This window comes from Leisingera sp. F5, from assembly GCF_001593695.1.
The window spans coordinates 64391-83849 of sequence record NZ_LUKH01000016.1; the positions used below are offsets into that span (position 1 = coordinate 64391).

Below are 19459 nucleotides of genomic sequence, written 5' to 3' on the forward strand. Positions count from 1 at the left end.
CGGGCCGGAAATCGCCGGCAGTGTTCTCAAACATTCGCATCATAAATCATCCAAAAGCGCGGCGAGGTCTGCATCCATTTCTCCGTCGTCATCATCGTCGTCATCGCTGTCGTCCCCGAACGACGATAGCAAATCGTCCAGGTCCCCGAGACCATCGTCATCCCCGCCGCCGTCTCCAAGATCCAGATCATCCAGGCCGAGATCATCCCCATCATCTCCACCCAAATCCAAATCGAGACCCAGATCATCGCCGTCTTCACCGCCGCCCGCAGCTGCTCCCGGTTCCGGCAGCCCGCGCGGATCAGGCGGCGAGGGTTCCGGCGCCGGCAATCCGGACCAAGGCCCCAGAATCTCGCTGCCCGTCAGAGAATTGAAGGAGGTCAGCCGCACCTCGTCCCGCCCCTTGACCGCGCTCACCGCCATGAACCCGCGTTCCTGCGCCAGCGCAATCTTGTCCAGGTCAATATTGCGCTCGGTGCAGGGCAGGGCCACCTGATCACCGAACTTGTCGTTCACATAATGATAGGGCATCTCCCCCAAAGTCATGATTTTACCCAGCTGCAGGGACGGCCCGTTCTGACGGAACGACCGCCCCAGCAGGATTGCCACCAGCACCACCGGATTGGCCCAAAGCATACCCTTCAGACCCTCGGTTTCGGTAAACTCCTCAAAATCAAACTCATAACAGGGTTCGGTCTTCTCACCATAGGGGCGCCGCAGCAGGAACCGCGGGCTGACCAGCCCCAGATGCCCGGCCTCCGCCATGCCCTGCAGCGTATCCCAGGCGTCCGCCACCAGCTTGGGCCGTTCTGCTTTGGGCGTTTTCAGGAACTCCGGCGAAATCGCAGCAAAGAACGGTGCATCCACATGCGCGGCCACCCGCGCGATGCGGCCCAGCAGTTCCGCATGCGGCGGGGTTTCCTCGAACTGATACATACCGATCAGCGCTGAATAACCGCCGCGCCCGTTCTCCTCGTCCAACGGCTCTTCGGTCAGCAGCCGCACAAAACCGGTTTTCGACAGGTCTTCTGTTGCTGCCAGATCCACGGCCAATTCCTCGGCCGAGATGTCATACAGCATCACATCCAGCGTATCATCGTCCTCGATCGAGCGCGCCATCAGATCCAGCGAGCGCCACTGCGCTTCCACCGACTGGAATTCCGGATGGTGCAGCACCAGCCGCATCGCATCTGACAGCGCCTCATCCACCGCCTTTTGCATCGCGGCAACATCCGGGTCCGGCAGCGCCCGGATATGCGGGCCGACCACCCGCGCCAGCAACTCCTCCACCGGCGAAGCCGGGCGCGGGCTGATGCCGGTTGCCCCGATCAGCTGCTGAAAGGCGCTCAGCCGTTTGTCTGCCGGTACCGAATTGCCCGCCGACGTCCGCTTCGGCGCCCGCGCCCTGGTGCCGTATTTTTCAGCCCAGGCCTTCAGCGTGCCCGCGGCATGATCCGCCGTCGCGCCGCTTTGCAACTGTTTGCGCAAGCCCACCAGTTCCGAGAACAGTTCAACGTTTTCATACAGCTCATCCGGATGCAGCCTGTCCAGGTCCTCCAGCTTCACCGCAATCCCGGCGCCGTCCTTGCCGATCGGCAGCACCAGCTCGGTGGCAAAGCTCTCAACCACATCTTCGACCGTATCCGGGTCCAGCAGGATTGCCTTACGCCCGGCAAGGTCGTCACCAACCTCCAGTTGCCCCTTGGCTGCTCTTCCCGAGAAATCGCCCAGAATGGCCAAGCGGAACCGCTTGCGCTCCAGCTTTTGCGGGTCAGGACGGTCCGCGCTCATGGTGCCATAAGCGAACTCGGGATCCTCTGATACTTCGACCTCTGCAGCCTCAGCCGCGGGTTCATCACCGCCGGCGTCCAAATCCCCTAGCAGCGCGTCGAGATCATCACCGCCCGCGCCCCCGTCTTCCTCTTCATCCTCGTCATCGCCGCCGAGATCCCCCAGCAAATCGTCCAGGTCCATATCGCCATCATCACCCATCAGGCTGTCCAGATCGGAGTCCGCATCACCCAGCCCGCCCAGCAGCGCATCCAATTCATCCTCAGCACCGCCGTCGTCTGCTGCCTCCTCCGCCGAGGCCTCCTCGCCGAGGTCTGCCAGCAGACCGTCCAGATCGCCCTCCTCTTCCTCGCTGCCAAGGTCCCCCAGAAGATCATCAAGGCTGGCGTCCTCCGCCTCCTCTGCGCCGTCCTCATCAAGCCCGCTCAGCAGCGCGTCCAGATCATCACCGCCCGCCGCTTCATCGTCAGCACCGCCATCACCGCCCAATCCGCCAAGCAGATCATCCAGGCTGCTGTCTTCGCCCTCTTCAGCGGCGGTATCTTCCGGCTCGTCCAGACTGCCCAGCAAGCTGTCCAGATCATCGCCGTCATCCCCGCCTTCAAGAAGCGCATTCAGCTCGGAACTGTCGTCGTCTGCAGGTTCTGGGCTGTCCAAATCCCCCAGCAAATCATCCAAACTGCCGCCGTCATCCGCCGTCTCCATAGATGGCTCGTCGCCCGGATCACTCAAAAGCGCATCGGGATCATCCTCGTCAGTCAGCTCACCCGGAAGACTGTCCAGACCGTCATCGCCGGCGGCAACCTCCGCATCACTCCCCGCATCCAGCAAGGCGTCCGGATCCAGCTCCGCGCCATCTGTCCCGCCGGCGCTATCGTCTTCGGCAAGGCCCGCCAGTATGTCATCAGAGACACCCTCCACAGCGGCCTCTTCGGGCGTATCGCTGCCAAGATCCGCGAGCAAGTCATCCAGACCGCCATCCCCGGCCTCATCTTCTGCAGGCGCCTCCAGCGTGTCCAGCGCAGCGCTCAATTCGTTGTCCTCGGCCTCATCCTCCGGTTCTTCCAGCCCGCCGAGGATGCCGTCCAGGTCGTCCTCCTCCACTGGCGCGTCCTCCGGAAGATCCTCTGCCAGCCCGGCCAGCACGTCTGCGGCACTGTCTTCACCGTCCGTTTCTTCAGGCGCCTCAAGGCCGTCCAGCACCGCGCTCAGGTCTTCACCTGTGTCCTCATCCTGCTCCGGGCCGCCCGCCAGCAACCCTTCCAGCACATCACCGGAGCCGTCTTCCGCCGTTTCTACAGTCTCAACCGAGGCGAGGCTGCCCAGTGCATCCGCCGCCGCGCTGCCGCCGGCTTCCTCCACCGCAGCATCGTCCAACAGCCCGTCCAGAACATCGTCCAGGCCGCCATCCAGCTCGTCGTTTTCAGTGCCGTCTTCGACCGCAGTTTCAGCCAGCCCGTCCAGCACCGATGCAGACTCATCAAAGACATCCGCGTCCGGAACCTCTGCCGCCGCCAAGCTCTCCAAGGCAGAACCCGCGGTATCATCTTCCGCTTCATCCGCCGGCGCCTGTTCCGCCAGACCGTCCAGAATGCCGGCGTGATCCTCCGCGGACAGCTCCGCAGTTTCAACCGCCGCGAGGCTTTCCAGCGCATCATCCGCTGCCGTGTCTGCCTGCTCTGGCACGTCAATCTCCGCGAGCGCATCCAGGACACCGGAATGATCTTCCGTTTCATCCTCCGGCACGTCCGCGGCTGCCAGGCTGTCCAGCACCATACCGGACACATCCTCGGCGCCGGCGTCCCCGGGTTCCTGCGCCGCCAGCCCTGCCAGCACATCACCGGAGGTATCTGCGTCTTCCGTTTCAGGCACATCCGCCTGCGCCAGTTCCTCCAGAACAGAGGCTGCGCCGTCCTCTTCTTCGAGGTCTGGCACATCAGTTGCAGCCAAAGCCGCCAAGGCATCCGCCGTATCATCCCGCTGTTCGGGATCTGCCGGTGCGGCGGCGCTCAGATCCGACAGCACATCAGCGGTTGTATCTTCCGGTGCAGGTTCCTGCGCGGCAGCACCCCGCAATCCTTCCAGCACCCCCGCCGAGGCGTCGTCAACCGCCTGGTCTTCCGGCGCCGCGTCGCGCAGCGCGTCCAGAATTCCGCCGGATGCATCCGCGGGCGCTGCAGACTCCGGAGCCGCAGCCGCAAGCCCGGCCAGCACATCGTCGCTGGTATCGGCTTCTTCCGCGGGCAGTTCCAGATTGCGCAGGCTGTCCAAAGCGGCCGCGCTGCCAGCGTCCCCCGCCGGCGCCGACACTGCCGCCAGCAGCGACGGGTCGTTCAGGATCGTCTCGATCAGCGTCTCGGCGCCGGTTTTGCCGTCCATATAGGCCATCAGGTTCTGCAACTGGGTGCGCGCCTCCAGCAGCGGACGCAGCGCATCCACCTTGGCGGCAATGGCGCCGGGCGAAAAATCCGCCATGCTCTCAAACGTCAGGTCGACCGCCAGATTGCCCTCGCCGGTCAGCGTGTTGGGCACTGTAAAAGCGGCGCGCGGCGCCAATGCTTTCATCCGTTCGTCAAAATTGTCGACGTCGATTTCCAGAAACTTGCGGTCGGCAATACCAGGCTGTTCAACTGTGGATTTGCCCGCCAGATCGCTCATCACACCCATCACAAAGGGCAGCTGCACCTTCTTCTCGGCGCCATAAAGCTCCACGTCATATTCGATCTGAACGCGCGGCGCCCGGTTGCGGGCAATGAACTTTTGCGAGCTGTCAGCCATTTCCATGCCCTTTCAGCTGCGCAATCTCCGACCGCAACGCCTTGATCTCCTCATGCAGCTCCATCACATGCGCGTCCACCACATCGGTCTCCGATTTCACCAGATCGCGCAGTTTCTCGAATTCGGCCTCGGCGTCCGCCTCCACTGCGGTCTGCATGGTGTTGACCAACAGGCCGATGAACAGGTTCAGAACCGAAAACGCAGTGATCACGATGAACGGCACAAAGAACGACCAGGCAAAGGGAAACTGTTCCATCACCGGCCGCACGATGCCCATCGACCAGCTTTCCAAGGTCATGATCTGGAACAGCGAATACAGCGACCGCCCCAGGGTGCCGAACCATTCATCAAAGGCCTGTCCGTACATCATCGTCGCCATCACGCCGAAGACATAGAACACGATAGAGATCATCACGATCACCGCGCCCATGCCCGGCAAGGCATCCAGCAGCGCCTGCACCACGGCCCGCATCTGCGGGATGACCGACAAGAGCCGCAGCGCCCGAACCACCCGCAGCCCGCGCAGTGCCGACAGGCCCTGGCTGTCGGGGAACAAGCCAAAAGAGACCACAATCAGATCAAAGATATTCCAAGCCGACGCAAAGAAGCGCAGGCCATAGGCAAAGAGCTTCAGCGCCAGTTCCAGAACAAAAATGCCCAGAACAACAGTGTCGATAACATCCAGCAGACCGCCCGCATGCGCCCGCACCGCAGCAGAGGTGCCTAGGCCCAGAGTAATTGCATTGAAGATGATGATGCCCAGAATGGTATTGGTTACCCATTGGCGTTCAACAAACAACCGGGCCCGCTTCCGCAGGCTGGTGTCTGTCCGGCTGTCAATTTGCTGTTCCACTTTGCGGGTTTTCCTCCTTGGTCCTGCAGCTGCCGTCTTGCCGACTGTCAGAATGCTTTGACTGCGCTTGAGGCGACGTCAGCAGCGTTCTTGAAAAAGTCCGCCCAGCGGTTGGACGTATCAAGGTTGGGGATTTTCTTGGGCTGCGCCTTGACCAGATCGGTTTTGGCCTTCTTCAGCGCCGCCAGCACATCGACAGGTTTACCCCCCAACTGGGTTTCGAACTTCAGAAGATCGGCTTGACCTTTCTCGAGGTCCTTGCGCGCCTCCTGAATTTTCTTGTCGCCGCTTTTGTCGCCGCTGAGCTTGGAAATCGCAGTCAGAAACTCTTCCTTCATCTGACCAACTTTCAGGGTCATCGCCTCGTGGTTCTTGTTGGCAGCCTCAATAGCTGTCAGCGCTTTGTCGATTGCACTTTCCGCATTTGAGACTTCTTCGGCGGCGATTTTGACGTTGGCCCGGTACTGCTTGGCCCATTCGGCTATATCCTTGGCGGTGGAGACCACCAGCGAGACAGATTTTGTCAGCAGCGCCACCCCGGCAACAATCGTCGCGATCAGCAGCGGGGTCGCTGCGCCGGCGGTTGCCACCGTTGCAACCACCGCAAAGGCGATCGCCGTCGCCACCACGACGAACTTGATGATAGTCCAAATCAGCTTGCCGTTATCTTTCTTTATCTTGGCGCCTTCCTGAATCTTTTTGCAGCCCGCCTCATGTGCGGGCTTGGTCAGCTTGGCAATGGCCTCCTGATACAGATTTTGCGCTTGCTGCTGAATTTTCAGCAGCTCACTGTCCTTGAAGGCATTCATTTCATTTGTGGCCGTTTCGACTTGTTTGCCAGTTGGCGGAGTCTTTGCGTATTTCTTCTCAAACGCCTTTTCCAGCGCGATCATCTTCTTTTCGACGCCATCAATCAGCTTCTGGATCGACTTGATAAGGCTAGCCAGCGCTTTCTTGTACGCTGCCTGGATCGTCTTCCCGACTTCAACCAGGTATGTGTCTTTGCTCTGGCTGCCGATCTTCGTCAGGCCACCGTTCTTCCAGCTAAACGCAACGTCTCCCTTGAGCTCGACATACTTCTTCGAGCTCGTCATTTTCATTTTCTCGACGATCTTATAACCGGTTGTTTCCATTACAAATTGCATAGCATAGCCTCCTCATCTCAATCGAATGCGTATGTGAACTCCCCGTCCTTGACGTCTACTCCGACCTTCTGCACTTCCTCGCCTTCCATCAGGCGCTTAAGAAACTCATTCGAGATATCCGGCAGCATGGTGTTGGTGACGATCGCGTCGATCATCCGGCCGCCGCTGTCCAGCTCCTGACAGCGGTTGACGATTTCCTCGACCACCGCATCCGAGTATTCGAACGGCACCCCATGCGTTTCCTGCACCCGCTTCTGGATCCGGCCCAGCTGCAGCTTGGTGATCTCGCCGATCATGTCAGGGCTGAGCGGATAATAGGGGATCGCCACCAGGCGCCCCAGCAGCGCTGGCGGGAACACTTTGACCAGCGGGTCGCGCAGGGCTTTCGCCATACCCTCCGGTTCCGGCATCAGATCCGGGTCCGAACACAGATCCATGATCGTTTCGGTGCCAACGTTTGAGGTCAGCAGGATTAGCGTGTTCTTAAAGTCGATAATCCGGCCCTCACCGTCTTCCATCACCCCTTTATCGAACACCTGGAAAAAGATCTCATGCACATCCGGATGCGCCTTCTCAACCTCATCCAGCAGCACGACGGAATAGGGCTTGCGCCGCACCGCCTCGGTCAGCACCCCGCCTTCGCCATAGCCGACATAGCCCGGAGGCGCGCCTTTCAAGCTGCTGACGGTATGGGCTTCCTGATATTCGGACATGTTGATGGTGATGACATTCTGCTCGCCGCCATACAGAACCTCAGCCAGCGCCAACGCCGTTTCGGTCTTACCCACGCCTGAGGTGCCCGCCAGCATGAACACCCCGATCGGCTTGTTCGGGTTGTCCAGCCCGGCGCGGCTGGTCTGGATGCGTTTGGCGATCATCTTCATCGCATGATCTTGGCCGATCACCCGTTTCGCCAGATGTTCCTCCAGGTTCAGGATCGTCTCGATCTCGTCCTTGACCATGCGGCCGACCGGAATACCGGTCCAGTCGCCCACCACGCTCGCCACGGCCTGATGGTCGACAATCGGCAGGATCAGCGCGCTGTCGCCTTGCAGTGCTTCCAGTTCCGCATTCTTGTCTTTCAGCTCCTGCATCAGCTTGGCGCGGTCTTCATCGGACAGCGGGCTATCGGCAGCGCCCTCCGCTGCGTCATCCCCAGCATCCGGGTCAGCGTCCACGGGCGCGGCCCCCTCCCGGAGTTTGGCGCGCAGGTCCAGAATGCCCTCGACAACCGCCTTTTCCTTGTCCCAGCGTTCGGTCAGCCCGGCCAGCCGTTCCTCCTCTGCGGCCTTGGCGGCCTGCACCGCTTCGCGCCGGTCTGCGACCTCGTAACCTGCGGTCTCGTCGCGGCCGATAATCTCCAGTTCGGTGGTCAGCGCCTCAATCCGGCGCTGGCTGTCATCCACCTCGGCCGGCACTGCGTGCTGGCTGACCGCCACGCGGGCACAGGCGGTATCCAGAAGGCTCACCGATTTGTCCGGCAGCTGCCGCGCCGGGATGTAACGGGCCGAGAGGCTGACGGCAGCCTCGATCCCCTCGTCCAGAACCTGCACCCGGTGATGGCCTTCCAGCATCGAGGCGATGCCGCGCATCATCAGGATCGCCTTCTGAATGTCCGGCTCGTCGATCTTGACCACCTGGAAACGCCGGGTCAGCGCCGGGTCTTTCTCGATGTATTTCTTGTACTCGGCCCAGGTGGTTGCGCCGATAGTCCGCAGCGTGCCGCGCGCCAGCGCTGGTTTCAGCAGGTTGGCCGCATCGCCGGTGCCGGCCGCACCGCCCGCGCCCACCAGCGTGTGGGTCTCATCGACAAACATCACAATCGGCACCGGGCTGGCCTGCACCTCGTCAATCACCTGGCGCAGACGGTTTTCAAATTCGCCTTTCATGCTGGCGCCAGCCTGCAAGAGGCCCACATCCAGCACCAAGAGCCGCACGTCCTGCAAGCTGGGCGGCACGTCGCCGCGGGCAATCCGCAGCGCAAAGCCTTCGACCACAGCCGTTTTACCCACCCCGGCCTCGCCGGTCAGGATCGGGTTGTTCTGCCTGCGGCGCATCAGAATATCGACGATCTGGCGGATTTCCTCATCGCGGCCGACAATCGGATCGATCTCGCCATTGCGTGCCTGTTCGGTCAGATCGGTGCAGAATTGCTCCAGCGCCTCGCCCTTGCCCATCGCGCCCGGCGCCATCGAGCCGGAAGCCTCCCCCGGTTCCGCGCCGCCGCCGGTGACGTTCGTGCCATCCTGCGCGCCCAGCCGTTCCTCGGGCGAGCCATCAGTGGCATCATTGAAGTTATCCGCCAGATCATCAGCGCCGATCGTCGCCAGCTCCGGCGACATGTTCGACAGGATGTTCCGCAGCGCAGGCGTCTTCAGCATCCCCAGCAGCAAATGGCCGCTGCGCACCTGCCCAGCCGAATACAGCAATGACCCCCAGACCCAGCCGCGTTCCATCGCATCCATCAAATGATCCGACAGGTCCGAGATCGTCGAGGCCCCGCGCGGCAGCATATCCAGTGCCCGGGTCAGCTCGGTGGCAATCTTTCCCGCATCCAGATCGTAATGCTGGATGATCCGGTGAATGTCGCTGTCCTGCTGCGCCAAAAGCTGATGCAGCCAATGCACCAGCTCCACATAGGGGTTGCCCCGCATCTTGCAGAACACGGTTGCGCTTTCCACGGCCTGGTATCCCAGCTTGTTCAGCTTGCCAAACAGCGCCACGCGGCTGATCTCGGTCATCTTAAATCCCTCCCTCTACTCGCTCTTCAGCCCCGGCGCCAAATCCCGGGTACAGGTATAAATCACTCACGTCCGGCTGGTCCGCATCCGGGTCCGGGCGCGACCGGACCCAGCTGGTATGCCCCAGCCGGGTGGTGCCGCCCAAGGATGCGCGCGGCACCTCGTCGCCTGCCAGGATCAGGTTCACATCCCAATCCAGAAAATCGCCGGCATAAGACCGCACAATCGCGCGCAGCCGTTTCAACGCCTCGCCGCCCGGCAAGAGGCGTTCGTAATCTTCCAGTTTCAACGGCCCGATCCGGATGCGGAACTTAGCCGAGCGGCTCCAGACCTGGTCGCCGATGCTGGTGGTCTGCCCCAGCCCGCCATAGCCCAGCTGCCAGCGGTCGTCCGGCTCCAGCTCCAGCCAGCTGCCGACAAATTCCTCCAGCTGCACCGGCACCTCGAAAAACGCCGACAGGATCGACACCAGCCCCTCGGCATTCTTGGCACCCTTGGCCAGATGGCCGGCAAAATGCAGCTTGGCGAGATCGGGCATGTCGTCCCGGTCGCCGAACTTAAATCCGTTATAGCCGATCAGCGACGACACCTTGCGCGCCATCGGATCATCCGCCCGGTCAAAACTGACCGCCGGAGACCCCTGCGTCCAAGCCCGGTACAGCAGGCTCATCAGCCGGTGCGTCAGCATATCGGCAAAGGCCACCATCGTCGGGTCGCGGTGGTTGCGTTTGCGGTCGCGGGCATATTCGGTCAGATGCAGCGGCAGCGGTCCCTGCGGGCCGAACAACCCGAAGAACCGGTTGGTGAGAACCGCCGGCTTGCCACCCTCGGCCGGTTTGAAATCCGCAATGGTCGAGGGCGGGAACGCCAGCTCGGCCTCTTGCCCCAAACGCAGCTTGTCCTCGCGCGGGCGGCGGCTTTCGCCAAGGCGCGGGGCGTCATTGAAATGCGCCTCCAATACCCGCAGGGCCTGAAAAACATGGTGCTTTTCAGGCGCCGTGGCCAATCGGCCATACAGGCTCAGATCGTCCGGCCGAGGCCCTTTTCCGGTCGCCATCTGGCAATTTCCCCGCGTTTTTCAGTCTTCAGGACTGTCTCCGTGAATGAGTTGATGCTGGCATAGCCGCGGAAGAACCGCTCCAGCACGGCCCCCAGCACATAGATGTTGCTGCCCTCGAAATAGCTCTCATCAAAGCCCAGGGTGATTTCCAGCCCGCGCACCGCAGTCGACAGGATCTCGTCGCTCATCCGCCGCACGATGGGGCGTGCACCCACCGACAGGATCCCCTCCAGCTGCTTCTCCGTCACCCGGTCGCCCAAGGGCGCATACAGCCCGACCAGCTCGCGCAGCGCCTCCGCAGACTGGCCCTTGCCGGTCTCGGCAATCGACACGTAGTTGAGGCTGAGGTGCGAGATCAGACGCCAGGCGGTATCGCCCTGTGCCAGGGTGGGGTGCGGACGGGTCGGGGACACCGGCAGCGTCACCTTGCGCACCGGGCCGCCCTCGGGCAGGTGGAACACATCGTCATTGCCGGTGGCCAGCAGCATCGGCAGGTCGCGGTTGGTGCACAGCGCGTTGACCGCCAGCTGCTCCAGCCCCGAGGAATAGGGCACCTGCGACCGGTCCACCAGCGTCAGGTAGACTTCCGACCCCAGGTAGGAGCTGCGCACCCCGCGCAAGCGCTCTTTCTCCGAGCGCTGCCGCATCCGCCGTTTGACGGTGTAATAGGCCGGGTGGCTTTCGCCCGCAGCAGTGAAATCATTGGCGGAATAGAACGGGCGGAAGATCACATCTTCCTCCCCCTCGCCGCTGATCCCGGTCACGCTGTTCAGCCCGTAAATTTCAAAATCCAAACCGGCGGTCCGGTTCGGGATCACGTGGTGTTCGGTATCAATCGGCGCAATCCGCACCCGGTCGCAGCGTTTTTCGAACAGGTTCACGGCCGGCACCGTGTTCAGCTTGAACACGTCCGGCACCACGATCGGGGCGATCTCCGGCATCCCTTCACGCAGCAGGATATACAGATCCACCTCATCGCCAGCGGATTTCGCCAATCCCGCCTGCAGCCCCTGCAGTTCAACAAACCGGAACCGCTCCGGCATCGCAAAATATTCCTGCAGCAACCGGTAGCCGTCATAGACCCGGCGCGGCAGCGGCAGCAGCGCCTCCTCCGGGCCAAAGCCCTTTTGCACCACTTTGGCACCGCGCAGCGGCAGCTGCCAATCCGCGCGCCGGTCGGTGGATCGCGCGACAATTCCCTGCACCTGGGTGCACAAAAGCTCCAGCAATGGCCAGCTGTTGCCCGCCTCGCTGGTCAGATACAGCGACAGATCATCCATCCCCAGCTTACTGATCGGATCGCCATCAATCCGCTTGATCCGCAACCGGATGCCAGCGCGGGCATCATATCCCGCAGCAACCCCCGCCGCGACCAGCTCGCCGCGCCCGTCAATATACTGCGCCTCGGTGATCTGGATCGGCCACATGGTCAGATCAGCGGAGGTACGGAATTCGCAAGGCGTCTGCTCGCCCTCGGTCAGCCGCGACCGCAGGGTCGATCCGCGTTTCAGCACGTAACCGCTTTTAACCGCCGAATTGGCCACATCCGGCTCAAACGACGCAATCATCATCGACGGCGTCGGCGCCAGGTAATGCGGATAGATGATCTCCAGAAGATTCGAGGTGAAGTTCGGATACTGCAGTTCCAGCTCCAGCTGGACACGGGCAGTCAGAAACGCCGCCCCCTCCAGCAGCCGTTCCACATAGGGGTCAAGAACCTCAACCCCTTCCATCCCCAGCCGCGCGGCGATCTTGGGATAGGCCGCCGCAAACTCCCCGCCCATGTCGCGCAGGTAGTTCAACTCGTTCTCGTAATGGGTCAGCAGCCGTGTATCCATCACATGGCCCTTTCCATTTGCACTTCGCCAGTGGTCAGATCGACCTTGCTGCGCAAATACAGCTCCAGCGGCATCGGCTGCGCCCACATGTCGGCGCGGATTTCCAGCCCTACGGTCATCTCGGTGGCATCTGTGCCATCCTGCAGCCGCACATCCACCGAGCCTTCGATGATCCGCGGCTCATAGGTGGCAATCGCCTGCTTGATTGATTGGCGGATCGCCTCGGCCTTTTCACTGGTCGAGGCTTCGCCGGCCACTTCGATCAGCCCGTAGTTCAGCACAGACGCCGACACCGATGGATACTTCTGCGCGTCAAAATGGCTTTCGACATTCTGTGTGTTCAGCAGCCAGGACAGATCGCGCTGGATGATTTCCCGCAGGCGCGACAGATCGATAACCCGGCTCTCGCGGGTTTCCTTCTGATCGCCTGGTGCATTGTCTGTCAGCCGGTCCAGCAGCGATGGCTGCAGGCGTTCGGCCAGAGTTTTGTCAGCCATTCTCTATGTCATGCCCATCCATCCGGAGTGTGCGCACATCCATGATGGCAATATCTTCATCGCCGATCGCCAGCAGCCGCTGGCCAAGACCGGTGTAGGTTTCCGCGCCGGCATCCTCCCACACGGTGGCACGCGCCAGCATCGACAGCCCGTCGGCTTTTTCCGAGCCGGGGTAGCGCGTCGGGATCATCGCCGCCACCGAACCGCCGCCCGCCAGGGTCAGCGTGCCGGCCGTCCAGACGGCGTCGCGCAAATCGCTCGGCTCCTCCGCCTCAAACGAGACGATCTGGGAAAACGGCAGCCAGTAGTATTTGCCGTTGACCACGGTCTCCAGTACCGGACCCAGCCGCATGTCGGCATCGGCGATCCAATCGAATTTCTTGCCGTTGACCTCGCCAGAGCTGGCCGGGGCTGCATCAAACGCTTTTGTGCGCAGTTCAGCGGCTTCCGTCGCCTTGCCCTGCGCCAGAAGTTTCTGCGCCTCGATCAAATGCGCCAGCCATTCCTCAGGCTCGCCCAGGATCAGCGGCGACTTTTCACCCGCAAACACCTTTTCGCGGTAAACCTCGCAGATGATCGCCTCGCGGTAGGCCTGCGCCATCACGGTGGCGCCTTCATCCAACCCTGCGGCCGCCTTCAGCTGCGCAATCGCCCGGTTCCAGTCGCCCAGCACACACAGCAGCTGAAACAGGAAAACCCGCAGTTTGGCGTTGCTCGCATCACCCCGGATCTTTTGCTGCAGCGCCTCCAGCGCCGCCCTGGGATCACCAGCTTTCAGATGCTCTTCGGGTGTCATGGGGGTCTACTCCGAAACTAGGGTGGATGCTGCAAATACGCCGGAAAAAACGGACCCCGGCCGCAAATACGCCCGGGGCCAGCCATTGGTTTTACTCGACCTTGCCGGTCTGAACGTTCCACTTGAAGGTGCCTTCAGTGGTCAGTTTGCCGGTTTTCTGGTTGGTCGATTTGTACTCATGCTCGATCGAGGCATAAGCCAGCGACCAAGTCTCTTCTGGGATGCCGTCTTCGCTGCCCGAAATTGAATAGCTGTCGATCACCACGTCTTTCAGCTTCCAGACCGAATAGACCAGCAGGCCCGCACTGGCGCTGTCGCCGGACCGGCACCAATGCATGATGATTTCCGGGCGCACGGTGCCGTTGGCCACCGACAGCGCAAGACCGTTGGACGCTTTGCCCATCTGCGAGGTCAGCTCGATCTTGCCGAAGTTCGAGTTCGCATGCATCCGCTGGGTCGACCCCAGATCGGTCATTTCAACGGCACGCTCGACATTCCAGCTTGCGGACTGGATGACGATCCATTTCTTGTGCTGTTCTTCGGTGGCGTCACCCTCGACATCCGAGATTTGCACAAACATGTTAGCAGCCATTTTTCTATCCTTTCAATAACTAAGATCTCTACTGCACTATGATCGTTTGAGGCTGGGGAGTGGAAAATCAGCCTCCCTTTTCCGAGGGCAGTTTGGATACCAGCCGCAGCGAGACAGAAAGCCCCTCAAGCTGGTAATGCGGGCGCAGGAAGAATTTTGAGGTATAATACCCCGGATTGCCCTCGACCTCTTCCACAACCACTTCGGCTGCGGCCAGAGGTTTGCGCGCCTTCTCGTTCTCCGAAGAGATATCCGCGTTGAAATCAACATAGTTGTTGATCCAGTCCTGCAGCCAGGACTCCATGTCCTGACGGCTTTTGAACGAGCCGACTTTGTCCCGCACCATGCACTTCAGATAGTGCGCAAACCGGCATGTGGCGAACAGATATGGCAGCCGCGCGCCCAGATTGGCGTTGGCAGAGGCGTCCGGATCGTCATATTCGGCCGGTTTGTGCAGCGATTGCGCGCCCATAAAGGTGGCGACATCGGTGTTTTTGCGGTGAATGAGCGGCATCATGCCGTTCTTCGCCAGTTCCGCCTCGCGCCGGTCGTCGATGGCAATCTCGGTCGGGCATTTCTGATCGACGCCGCCATCGGTGGTCGGGAAGGTATGCGAGGGCAGGTTTTCCAGCGTGCCGCCGCTTTCCACACCGCGGATCCGCGAGCACCAGCCGTACATCTTGAACGACCGGGTGATGTTCACCGCCATGCCATAGGCCGCGTTGACCCAGCCGTATTTCTCGCTGGTGGCGCCTGCGGTGTCTTCCTCAAAGGCAAACTCGTCCACCGGATCGGTTTTGGAGCCATAGGGCAGACGGCCCAGGAACCGCGGCATGGCCAGGCCGACGTATTTCGCATCCTCGCTGTCGCGCAGGCTGCGCCAGGCGGCATATTCCGGGGTCTGGAAAATCTTGGTCAGATCGCGCGGGTTCGACAATTCCGCCCAGCTGTCCATCTGGAACAGCGTCGGCTTGGCGCCGGTGATCAGCGGCGCATGCGCGGCTGCGGCGATCTTGGACATTTCACCCAGCAGTTCGATGTCCGGCGGCGAATGGTCGAAATGGTAATCCGCCACCAGGGAGCCATAGGGCTCGCCGCCCAGCTGGCTGAATTCCTCGGTGTAGATCTTCTTGAACAGCGGCGACTGATCCCATGCCGTGCCCTTGAATTTCTTCAGGGTCTTGGACATTTCCTTTTTGGTGATCGGCATCACCCGGATTTTCAGCTGCTCATCGGTCTCGGTGTTGTTGACCAGGTAATGCAGACCGCGCCAGGCGCTTTCCAGCTGCTGGAAATCCTCGTTGTGCAGGATCAGGTTGACCTGCTCGGTCAGCTTTGCGTCAATCGCCGACACAATGCTCTCGATCGAGCGCAGCGCGTCATCGGACACCAGCGCAGTGTTTGCCAGCGCCTGCTCGGCCAGGGTCTTGACCGCGCTTTCAACGGCTGTCTTGGCCTGGTCCGATTTGGGGCGGAATTCCTTTTGCAGCAGGCTCGCGAATTCGGCAGAGCCAAAGGCGGCTTCACCACCAGCGGCTTCCGCCTGGAGTTCTTCTTCAGCCATCTTTGTCCTCCTCTCTTATTCTTCGCTCTCGGCGTCGCCGCCGGGTTTCGGCTGCGCTGCCAGCGTCTTCAGCAGGCTCGGGTCCTGAATGATCTTCGAGATCAGATCCTCGGCGCCGGTCTTGCCGTCCATATAGGTCATCAGGTTGCTGAGCTGGGTGCGGGCTTCCAGCAGCTCGCGCAGCGGCTCCACCTTGGCGGCAATCGCGGCGGGCTTGAAATCGTCCATGCTCTCGAACGTGATATCGACCGCCAGGTTGCCCTCGCCGGTCAGCGTGTTGGGCACGGTGAAGGCGGCGCGCGGCGCCATCGATTTCATCCGGTCATCGAAGTTGTCCACGTCGATTTCCAGGAACTTGCGGTCCGCAACGGCGGGCTGCTCCACTTCGGATTTGCCCACCAGGTCGCTCATCACGCCCATCACAAACGGCAGCTGCACCTTCTTCTCGGCGCCGTACAGCTCCACGTCATATTCGATCTGGACCCTTGGTGCCCGGTTGCGGGCAATGAATTTCTGTGAACTTCCGGCCATCTAGGTCTCCTTACTCGTCTTGCTTTCACGGTTGCCGCGGCCCGTTCCGCCGCTGCAGATCCCGCGTCCGTCAGTCGTCGTCATCTTCGTCGATCCCGCCGATCAGGTGGACATTCTCCACCCCCTGCGGCGCCATGTCATTCATAATGGTGAGGAAGTCGGCCCCCACCAGCTTTTTCGCCCGGTGCAGCAGGATCGGCAGCGGGCTTGAGGGTTCCGCCCGCCGGTAATAGCCGATGATCCGGTCCAGCGCGTTGGACACATCCGCGGGCGAATTGATCACCCCGGGCGCGCCGGGCGCCGCCCGCCCGCCTGCCGTCGGTGCATCCGCCCCGCCGTCCTCGGCGGCGCCGTCTTCGGCAGCCTCTTCATCAGCGGCCTCTGACCCTGTGCTGATATTGCCATAGTCACGAATGCGCTTGGCGATTTGCTGCAACAGTTTGATCAGCCCGCTCAGATCCGGTCCCTGCCCCGGCGTCTGCTCGTCAAATACCGCCGAGATCGCCCGGACATTCTCCTCTGCCGCTTCAATCGCCGCAAGACGTTCCGCCACAATATCTTCGTCGCTGTCCTGGAACGCGGCGCCGATGGTCGCGGTGTCCGGAATGTGCTCCATGCTTTCAGGGGCGGTCATCACCCCTTCGGCAATCTCGATGTCGCGCAGGCAAAACCGCCCGAAGCCGCGGCTTTCGGACAGCGGCGCCCGGCGCAGCGAGCGGTACAGCGGCGATGCCCCCGCCATGCCGTCGGGCTGGCCGCACAGATCCTGCACCGCGTTGATCCGCATAGTAGGATCGCCGTCGTCCTCATCCAGCTCCGGATGGCAGCTTTCCCAGAACTCCTCCAGGCAGCCGCGGACATAGGCTGTCACATCGGCAAAACCGGTCAGCCCTTCGGAATGCAGCAGCGCATCGCCCAGGAACACTGCAGCGCGCAGGTCATGGCTGCGCTCCAGCACTTCCAGCGCTTTCTTTTGAACTTCGCGGTAATCCGGATCCGTCGCCTCGATCGTCTCGTTGCCCACAACCGATTCTTCACCCGGCTGGGCGGCCAGCTCCATCTCCGTGAAGGCTGGATCGTATTCGAGGTTCTCGCCGCTGGGTGCGTCGCCCCCTTTGGATTGCAGTAATGCTGCTGGATCCATGTATGTGCCCCCCGTTTTTTCCGGTTTTGCGGCCTTATTGACGTAACGTCAAGCAAACCCCCACCCTTTTCAGGTCCGGTGGTTAAGGTTGCCCTAATCTCAAACTAAAACTTGACCCCAAGAGAGCCTTATCGGCATCCTAAAGTCAAATGTTTTCACAGCTTTTTGCGGCGGGCGAATAATGAGTATTGAGCGCATTTCCGGCAAGGAAGTCAAAGCGATGGTTCGCGAAGGGGCCAAGAAACGGATGAGTTTCGCCTTCTGTCTGGACCAAGGCAAAGATCCGCTGCTGATGATCCAGCCGGGCAAGAAACCCGAAACCCTGAAGAACCCGATGAAAAAGGAGGGCGGCGGCCCGCCGATGGCCTGGGGCACCTATGTGGTGCGCTCCGGCGAGATGGAAATGACCTGCGAAACCGCGCCGCAGCGGATGGTCACCGAACTGAAGAATTTTCTTAAACGCAACAAGCCCCAGGTCAACGTGCTGTTCTACGATGACGGCGGCAACCTGCTCGACAGTCTCAAACCGGAAAAACCCGAAGGCCAGGTGACAGAAGAGGACACCTCCGACATTTCCGCCTCCGGCATCGACGCCAGCGCCATCGCACCGCTGAAACGGCGGCTGAAACGCATCCAGCCGCGTATCGGCCTGGCACCCGGCCCTCTCGAGCTGAAACTCAAACGCGCCCTCGCCAAATCCGTCAGCCTGATCAACGATGGCCGTCTGCAGGAGGCCGAGACGATGGTTGTGGTGATCGAACGCGCCGTCGCCCGCATCGGCCAGGACCGCGAGGACGAGGCCAAGACCCTGAAACGCGGCCAGCGCGAGATGGACCAGCGTTCTTTGGGCGCCCAGGTCAAACGCGCGCAATCCTTGCAGGCCAATGTCGCCCGCGCGCCAGGCAAGGTCCGCGACCGTCTCGGCCGCGCCCTGCATGTGGCCGCCCGCCATTTGAAACGCCGCGACCTCGACTCGGCCCGCGACGCCATGGACAAGATCGAAAAGGCGCTGACCGCCCTGGTCTGACCAAACACCCCAATCCGCGCGCCGCGGGCTGGCCGACGATAACCGGAACCCGGAGACAGTGATGCCTTTGAAACACGCGCTATCTGCCCTCGCCCTCGCGGCCCTGCCGCTGGCGGCGGCTGCCGAAACCGGCCCCTTGCGGGTCGAGTTGAACAAGATCGAGGAGATCGACACCGGCGGCTGCCGCGCGTTCTTCCTGTTCCGCAACCAGACCGGCAAAAGCTTCGAGGGATTCGAGATGTCGCTGGCGATCCTCGACGGCCAGGGGGTGATCGACCGGCTCTTGTCGATCGACGCCGCCCCTCTGCCCGTTCAGCGCACCACGCTGAAACTGTTTGAGATTCCGGAAATCGCCTGCAGCAACATCTCCGAAATTCTGCTGCATGACATCACCTCCTGCCAGCCGCAGAACGAGGCGCAGATGGACTGTTTCCCGGTCCTCGAACTGGGCTCCCGCGCCGCCGCCCCGCTGGTGAAATAAGCCATGGCCGGCACCTGGGATATACTCGGTACCGGCGGCCCGGTGATTGCGCTCCTGGCGCTGATGTCGCTGCTGTCGCTCGCCGTGATCGCCGTCAAACTGATCCAGCTCTGGCCGGTCCGCTCCGGCCAGGACACCCGTGAACAGGCTCTGACCCTGTGGAAGGACGGCGACCGCACGCAGGCGCAGAGCAGTGTTTCAGCCGGAAAATCCCCCGCCGACCGGGTCATGGCCTACGCCATGCAAGCCCTGCAGGAAGGCCTGCGCGGCCCGCTTCTGCAGGATGAACTGCAGCGCCGCGGCAACGAGGAAGTGAGCCGGATGAATTCCCTCATCCGCCTGCTGGAACTGATCGCCATGGTCTCGCCCCTCCTCGGCCTTCTCGGCACCGTGCTCGGCATGATCCAATCGTTCCAGGAACTGGAGCTGGCGCAGGGCGCCGCCAACGCCTCGGTGCTGGCCGGCGGTATCTGGCAAGCGCTGCTGACCACCGCCGCGGGCCTCTTGGTCGCCATCCCCGCCGCTGTCGCCGCAGGCCTGTTTGCCGCCCGCATCGACGCCGCGGCGCAAGCCATCGAAAGCGCCGCCGGCCGCCTGCTCTTGATCGACGGGTCGCGCTGA

General features: G+C 61.7%; 15 protein-coding genes and 1 pseudogene. 3 read left to right on the top strand and 13 right to left on the bottom strand.

The window, feature by feature from the left end:
* Positions 1-39 precede the first annotated feature (39 nt).
* From A2I95_RS42545 to tssA, 13 genes and pseudogenes are all read right to left on the bottom strand, one after another.
* Positions 40-3567, bottom strand: coding sequence for a type VI secretion system contractile sheath large subunit (locus A2I95_RS42545; RefSeq protein WP_367151508.1), 3528 nt, complete (start codon positions 3565-3567; stop codon positions 40-42).
* A 510-nt stretch (positions 3568-4077) separates the two neighbouring features.
* Positions 4078-4569 (bottom strand): annotated as a pseudogene (gene tssB, locus A2I95_RS13120) (type VI secretion system contractile sheath small subunit); the annotation flags it as partial.
* Positions 4562-5422, bottom strand: coding sequence for an ion transporter (locus tag A2I95_RS13125; protein WP_291730242.1), 861 nt, complete (start codon positions 5420-5422; stop codon positions 4562-4564). The gene A2I95_RS13125 and the pseudogene tssB (A2I95_RS13120), both read right to left, overlap by 8 nt.
* A gap of 47 nt (positions 5423-5469) precedes the next feature.
* A complete protein-coding gene (locus A2I95_RS13130; protein WP_291730244.1) occupies positions 5470-6567 on the bottom strand; it encodes a hypothetical protein in 1098 nt (365 codons plus the stop codon).
* 17 nt (positions 6568-6584) lie between these two features.
* Positions 6585-9308 (bottom strand): type VI secretion system ATPase TssH, encoded by a 2724-nt coding sequence (gene tssH, locus A2I95_RS13135; RefSeq protein WP_291730246.1) that lies wholly within the window; start codon positions 9306-9308, stop codon positions 6585-6587.
* A 1-nt stretch (position 9309) separates the two neighbouring features.
* Positions 9310-10365: a type VI secretion system baseplate subunit TssG gene (tssG, locus tag A2I95_RS13140; RefSeq protein ID WP_291730247.1), complete on the bottom strand. Its 1056-nt coding sequence runs from the start codon at positions 10363-10365 to the stop codon at positions 9310-9312.
* A complete protein-coding gene (gene tssF, locus A2I95_RS13145) occupies positions 10329-12206 on the bottom strand; it encodes a type VI secretion system baseplate subunit TssF (RefSeq protein WP_291730312.1) in 1878 nt (625 codons plus the stop codon). Before tssF ends, tssG begins: the two co-directional genes overlap by 37 nt.
* The gene (gene tssE, locus A2I95_RS13150) at positions 12206-12703 is read right to left on the bottom strand and encodes a type VI secretion system baseplate subunit TssE (protein WP_291730250.1); all 498 of its coding nucleotides are present in this window, start codon (positions 12701-12703) and stop codon (positions 12206-12208) included. Before tssE ends, tssF begins: the two co-directional genes overlap by 1 nt.
* Positions 12696-13499, bottom strand: coding sequence for a type VI secretion system accessory protein TagJ (locus tag A2I95_RS13155; protein WP_291730252.1), 804 nt, complete (start codon positions 13497-13499; stop codon positions 12696-12698). The genes tssE and A2I95_RS13155 overlap by 8 nt, the downstream gene beginning before the upstream one ends.
* Before the next feature lie 91 nt (positions 13500-13590).
* Positions 13591-14091, bottom strand: coding sequence for a type VI secretion system tube protein Hcp (locus tag A2I95_RS13160; protein ID WP_027260173.1), 501 nt, complete (start codon positions 14089-14091; stop codon positions 13591-13593).
* 67 nt (positions 14092-14158) lie between these two features.
* The gene (gene tssC, locus A2I95_RS13165) at positions 14159-15655 is read right to left on the bottom strand and encodes a type VI secretion system contractile sheath large subunit (protein WP_291730256.1); all 1497 of its coding nucleotides are present in this window, start codon (positions 15653-15655) and stop codon (positions 14159-14161) included.
* Positions 15656-15670: 15 nt separating this feature from the next.
* The gene (gene tssB / locus A2I95_RS13170; RefSeq protein ID WP_027233793.1) at positions 15671-16186 is read right to left on the bottom strand and encodes a type VI secretion system contractile sheath small subunit; all 516 of its coding nucleotides are present in this window, start codon (positions 16184-16186) and stop codon (positions 15671-15673) included.
* 70 nt (positions 16187-16256) lie between these two features.
* Positions 16257-17330, bottom strand: a complete 1074-nt coding sequence (tssA, locus tag A2I95_RS13175) for a type VI secretion system protein TssA (RefSeq protein ID WP_291730264.1) — start codon at positions 17328-17330, stop codon at positions 16257-16259.
* 181 nt (positions 17331-17511) lie between these two features.
* On the opposite strand from tssA, the gene A2I95_RS13180 reads away from it, so the two are divergent.
* From A2I95_RS13180 to A2I95_RS13190, 3 genes are all read left to right on the top strand, one after another.
* Positions 17512-18357: a hypothetical protein gene (locus tag A2I95_RS13180; RefSeq protein ID WP_291730266.1), complete on the top strand. Its 846-nt coding sequence runs from the start codon at positions 17512-17514 to the stop codon at positions 18355-18357.
* Between the two features lie 61 nt (positions 18358-18418).
* Positions 18419-18838 carry a hypothetical protein gene (locus A2I95_RS13185; protein WP_291730268.1) on the top strand — a complete coding sequence of 140 codons (420 nt, stop codon included), beginning with the start codon at positions 18419-18421 and terminating at the stop codon, positions 18836-18838.
* Positions 18839-18841: 3 nt separating this feature from the next.
* Entirely contained in the window at positions 18842-19459 is a 618-nt protein-coding gene (locus tag A2I95_RS13190) for a MotA/TolQ/ExbB proton channel family protein (protein WP_291730270.1), read from the top strand.

Coding starts and splice junctions, on each gene's coding strand:
- tssC (WP_291730256.1), bottom strand. CDS start 15,655: ATGGCTGAAGAAGAACTCCAGGCGGAAGCCGCTGGTGGTGAAGCCGCC.
- A2I95_RS13190 (WP_291730270.1), top strand. CDS start 18,842: ATGGCCGGCACCTGGGATATACTCGGTACCGGCGGCCCGGTGATTGCG.
- tssE (WP_291730250.1), bottom strand. CDS start 12,703: ATGGCTGACAAAACTCTGGCCGAACGCCTGCAGCCATCGCTGCTGGAC.
- A2I95_RS13130 (WP_291730244.1), bottom strand. CDS start 6,567: ATGCAATTTGTAATGGAAACAACCGGTTATAAGATCGTCGAGAAAATG.
- tssB (WP_027233793.1), bottom strand. CDS start 16,186: ATGGCCGGAAGTTCACAGAAATTCATTGCCCGCAACCGGGCACCAAGG.
- tssA (WP_291730264.1), bottom strand. CDS start 17,330: ATGGATCCAGCAGCATTACTGCAATCCAAAGGGGGCGACGCACCCAGC.
- tssF (WP_291730312.1), bottom strand. CDS start 12,206: ATGGATACACGGCTGCTGACCCATTACGAGAACGAGTTGAACTACCTG.
- A2I95_RS13185 (WP_291730268.1), top strand. CDS start 18,419: ATGCCTTTGAAACACGCGCTATCTGCCCTCGCCCTCGCGGCCCTGCCG.
- tssG (WP_291730247.1), bottom strand. CDS start 10,365: ATGGCGACCGGAAAAGGGCCTCGGCCGGACGATCTGAGCCTGTATGGC.
- A2I95_RS13160 (WP_027260173.1), bottom strand. CDS start 14,091: ATGGCTGCTAACATGTTTGTGCAAATCTCGGATGTCGAGGGTGACGCC.
- A2I95_RS42545 (WP_367151508.1), bottom strand. CDS start 3,567: ATGGTGCTGGACAGCCTGGCAGCCGCGGACGTGCCGGAGGATGAAACG.
- A2I95_RS13180 (WP_291730266.1), top strand. CDS start 17,512: ATGAGTATTGAGCGCATTTCCGGCAAGGAAGTCAAAGCGATGGTTCGC.
- tssH (WP_291730246.1), bottom strand. CDS start 9,308: ATGACCGAGATCAGCCGCGTGGCGCTGTTTGGCAAGCTGAACAAGCTG.
- A2I95_RS13155 (WP_291730252.1), bottom strand. CDS start 13,499: ATGACACCCGAAGAGCATCTGAAAGCTGGTGATCCCAGGGCGGCGCTG.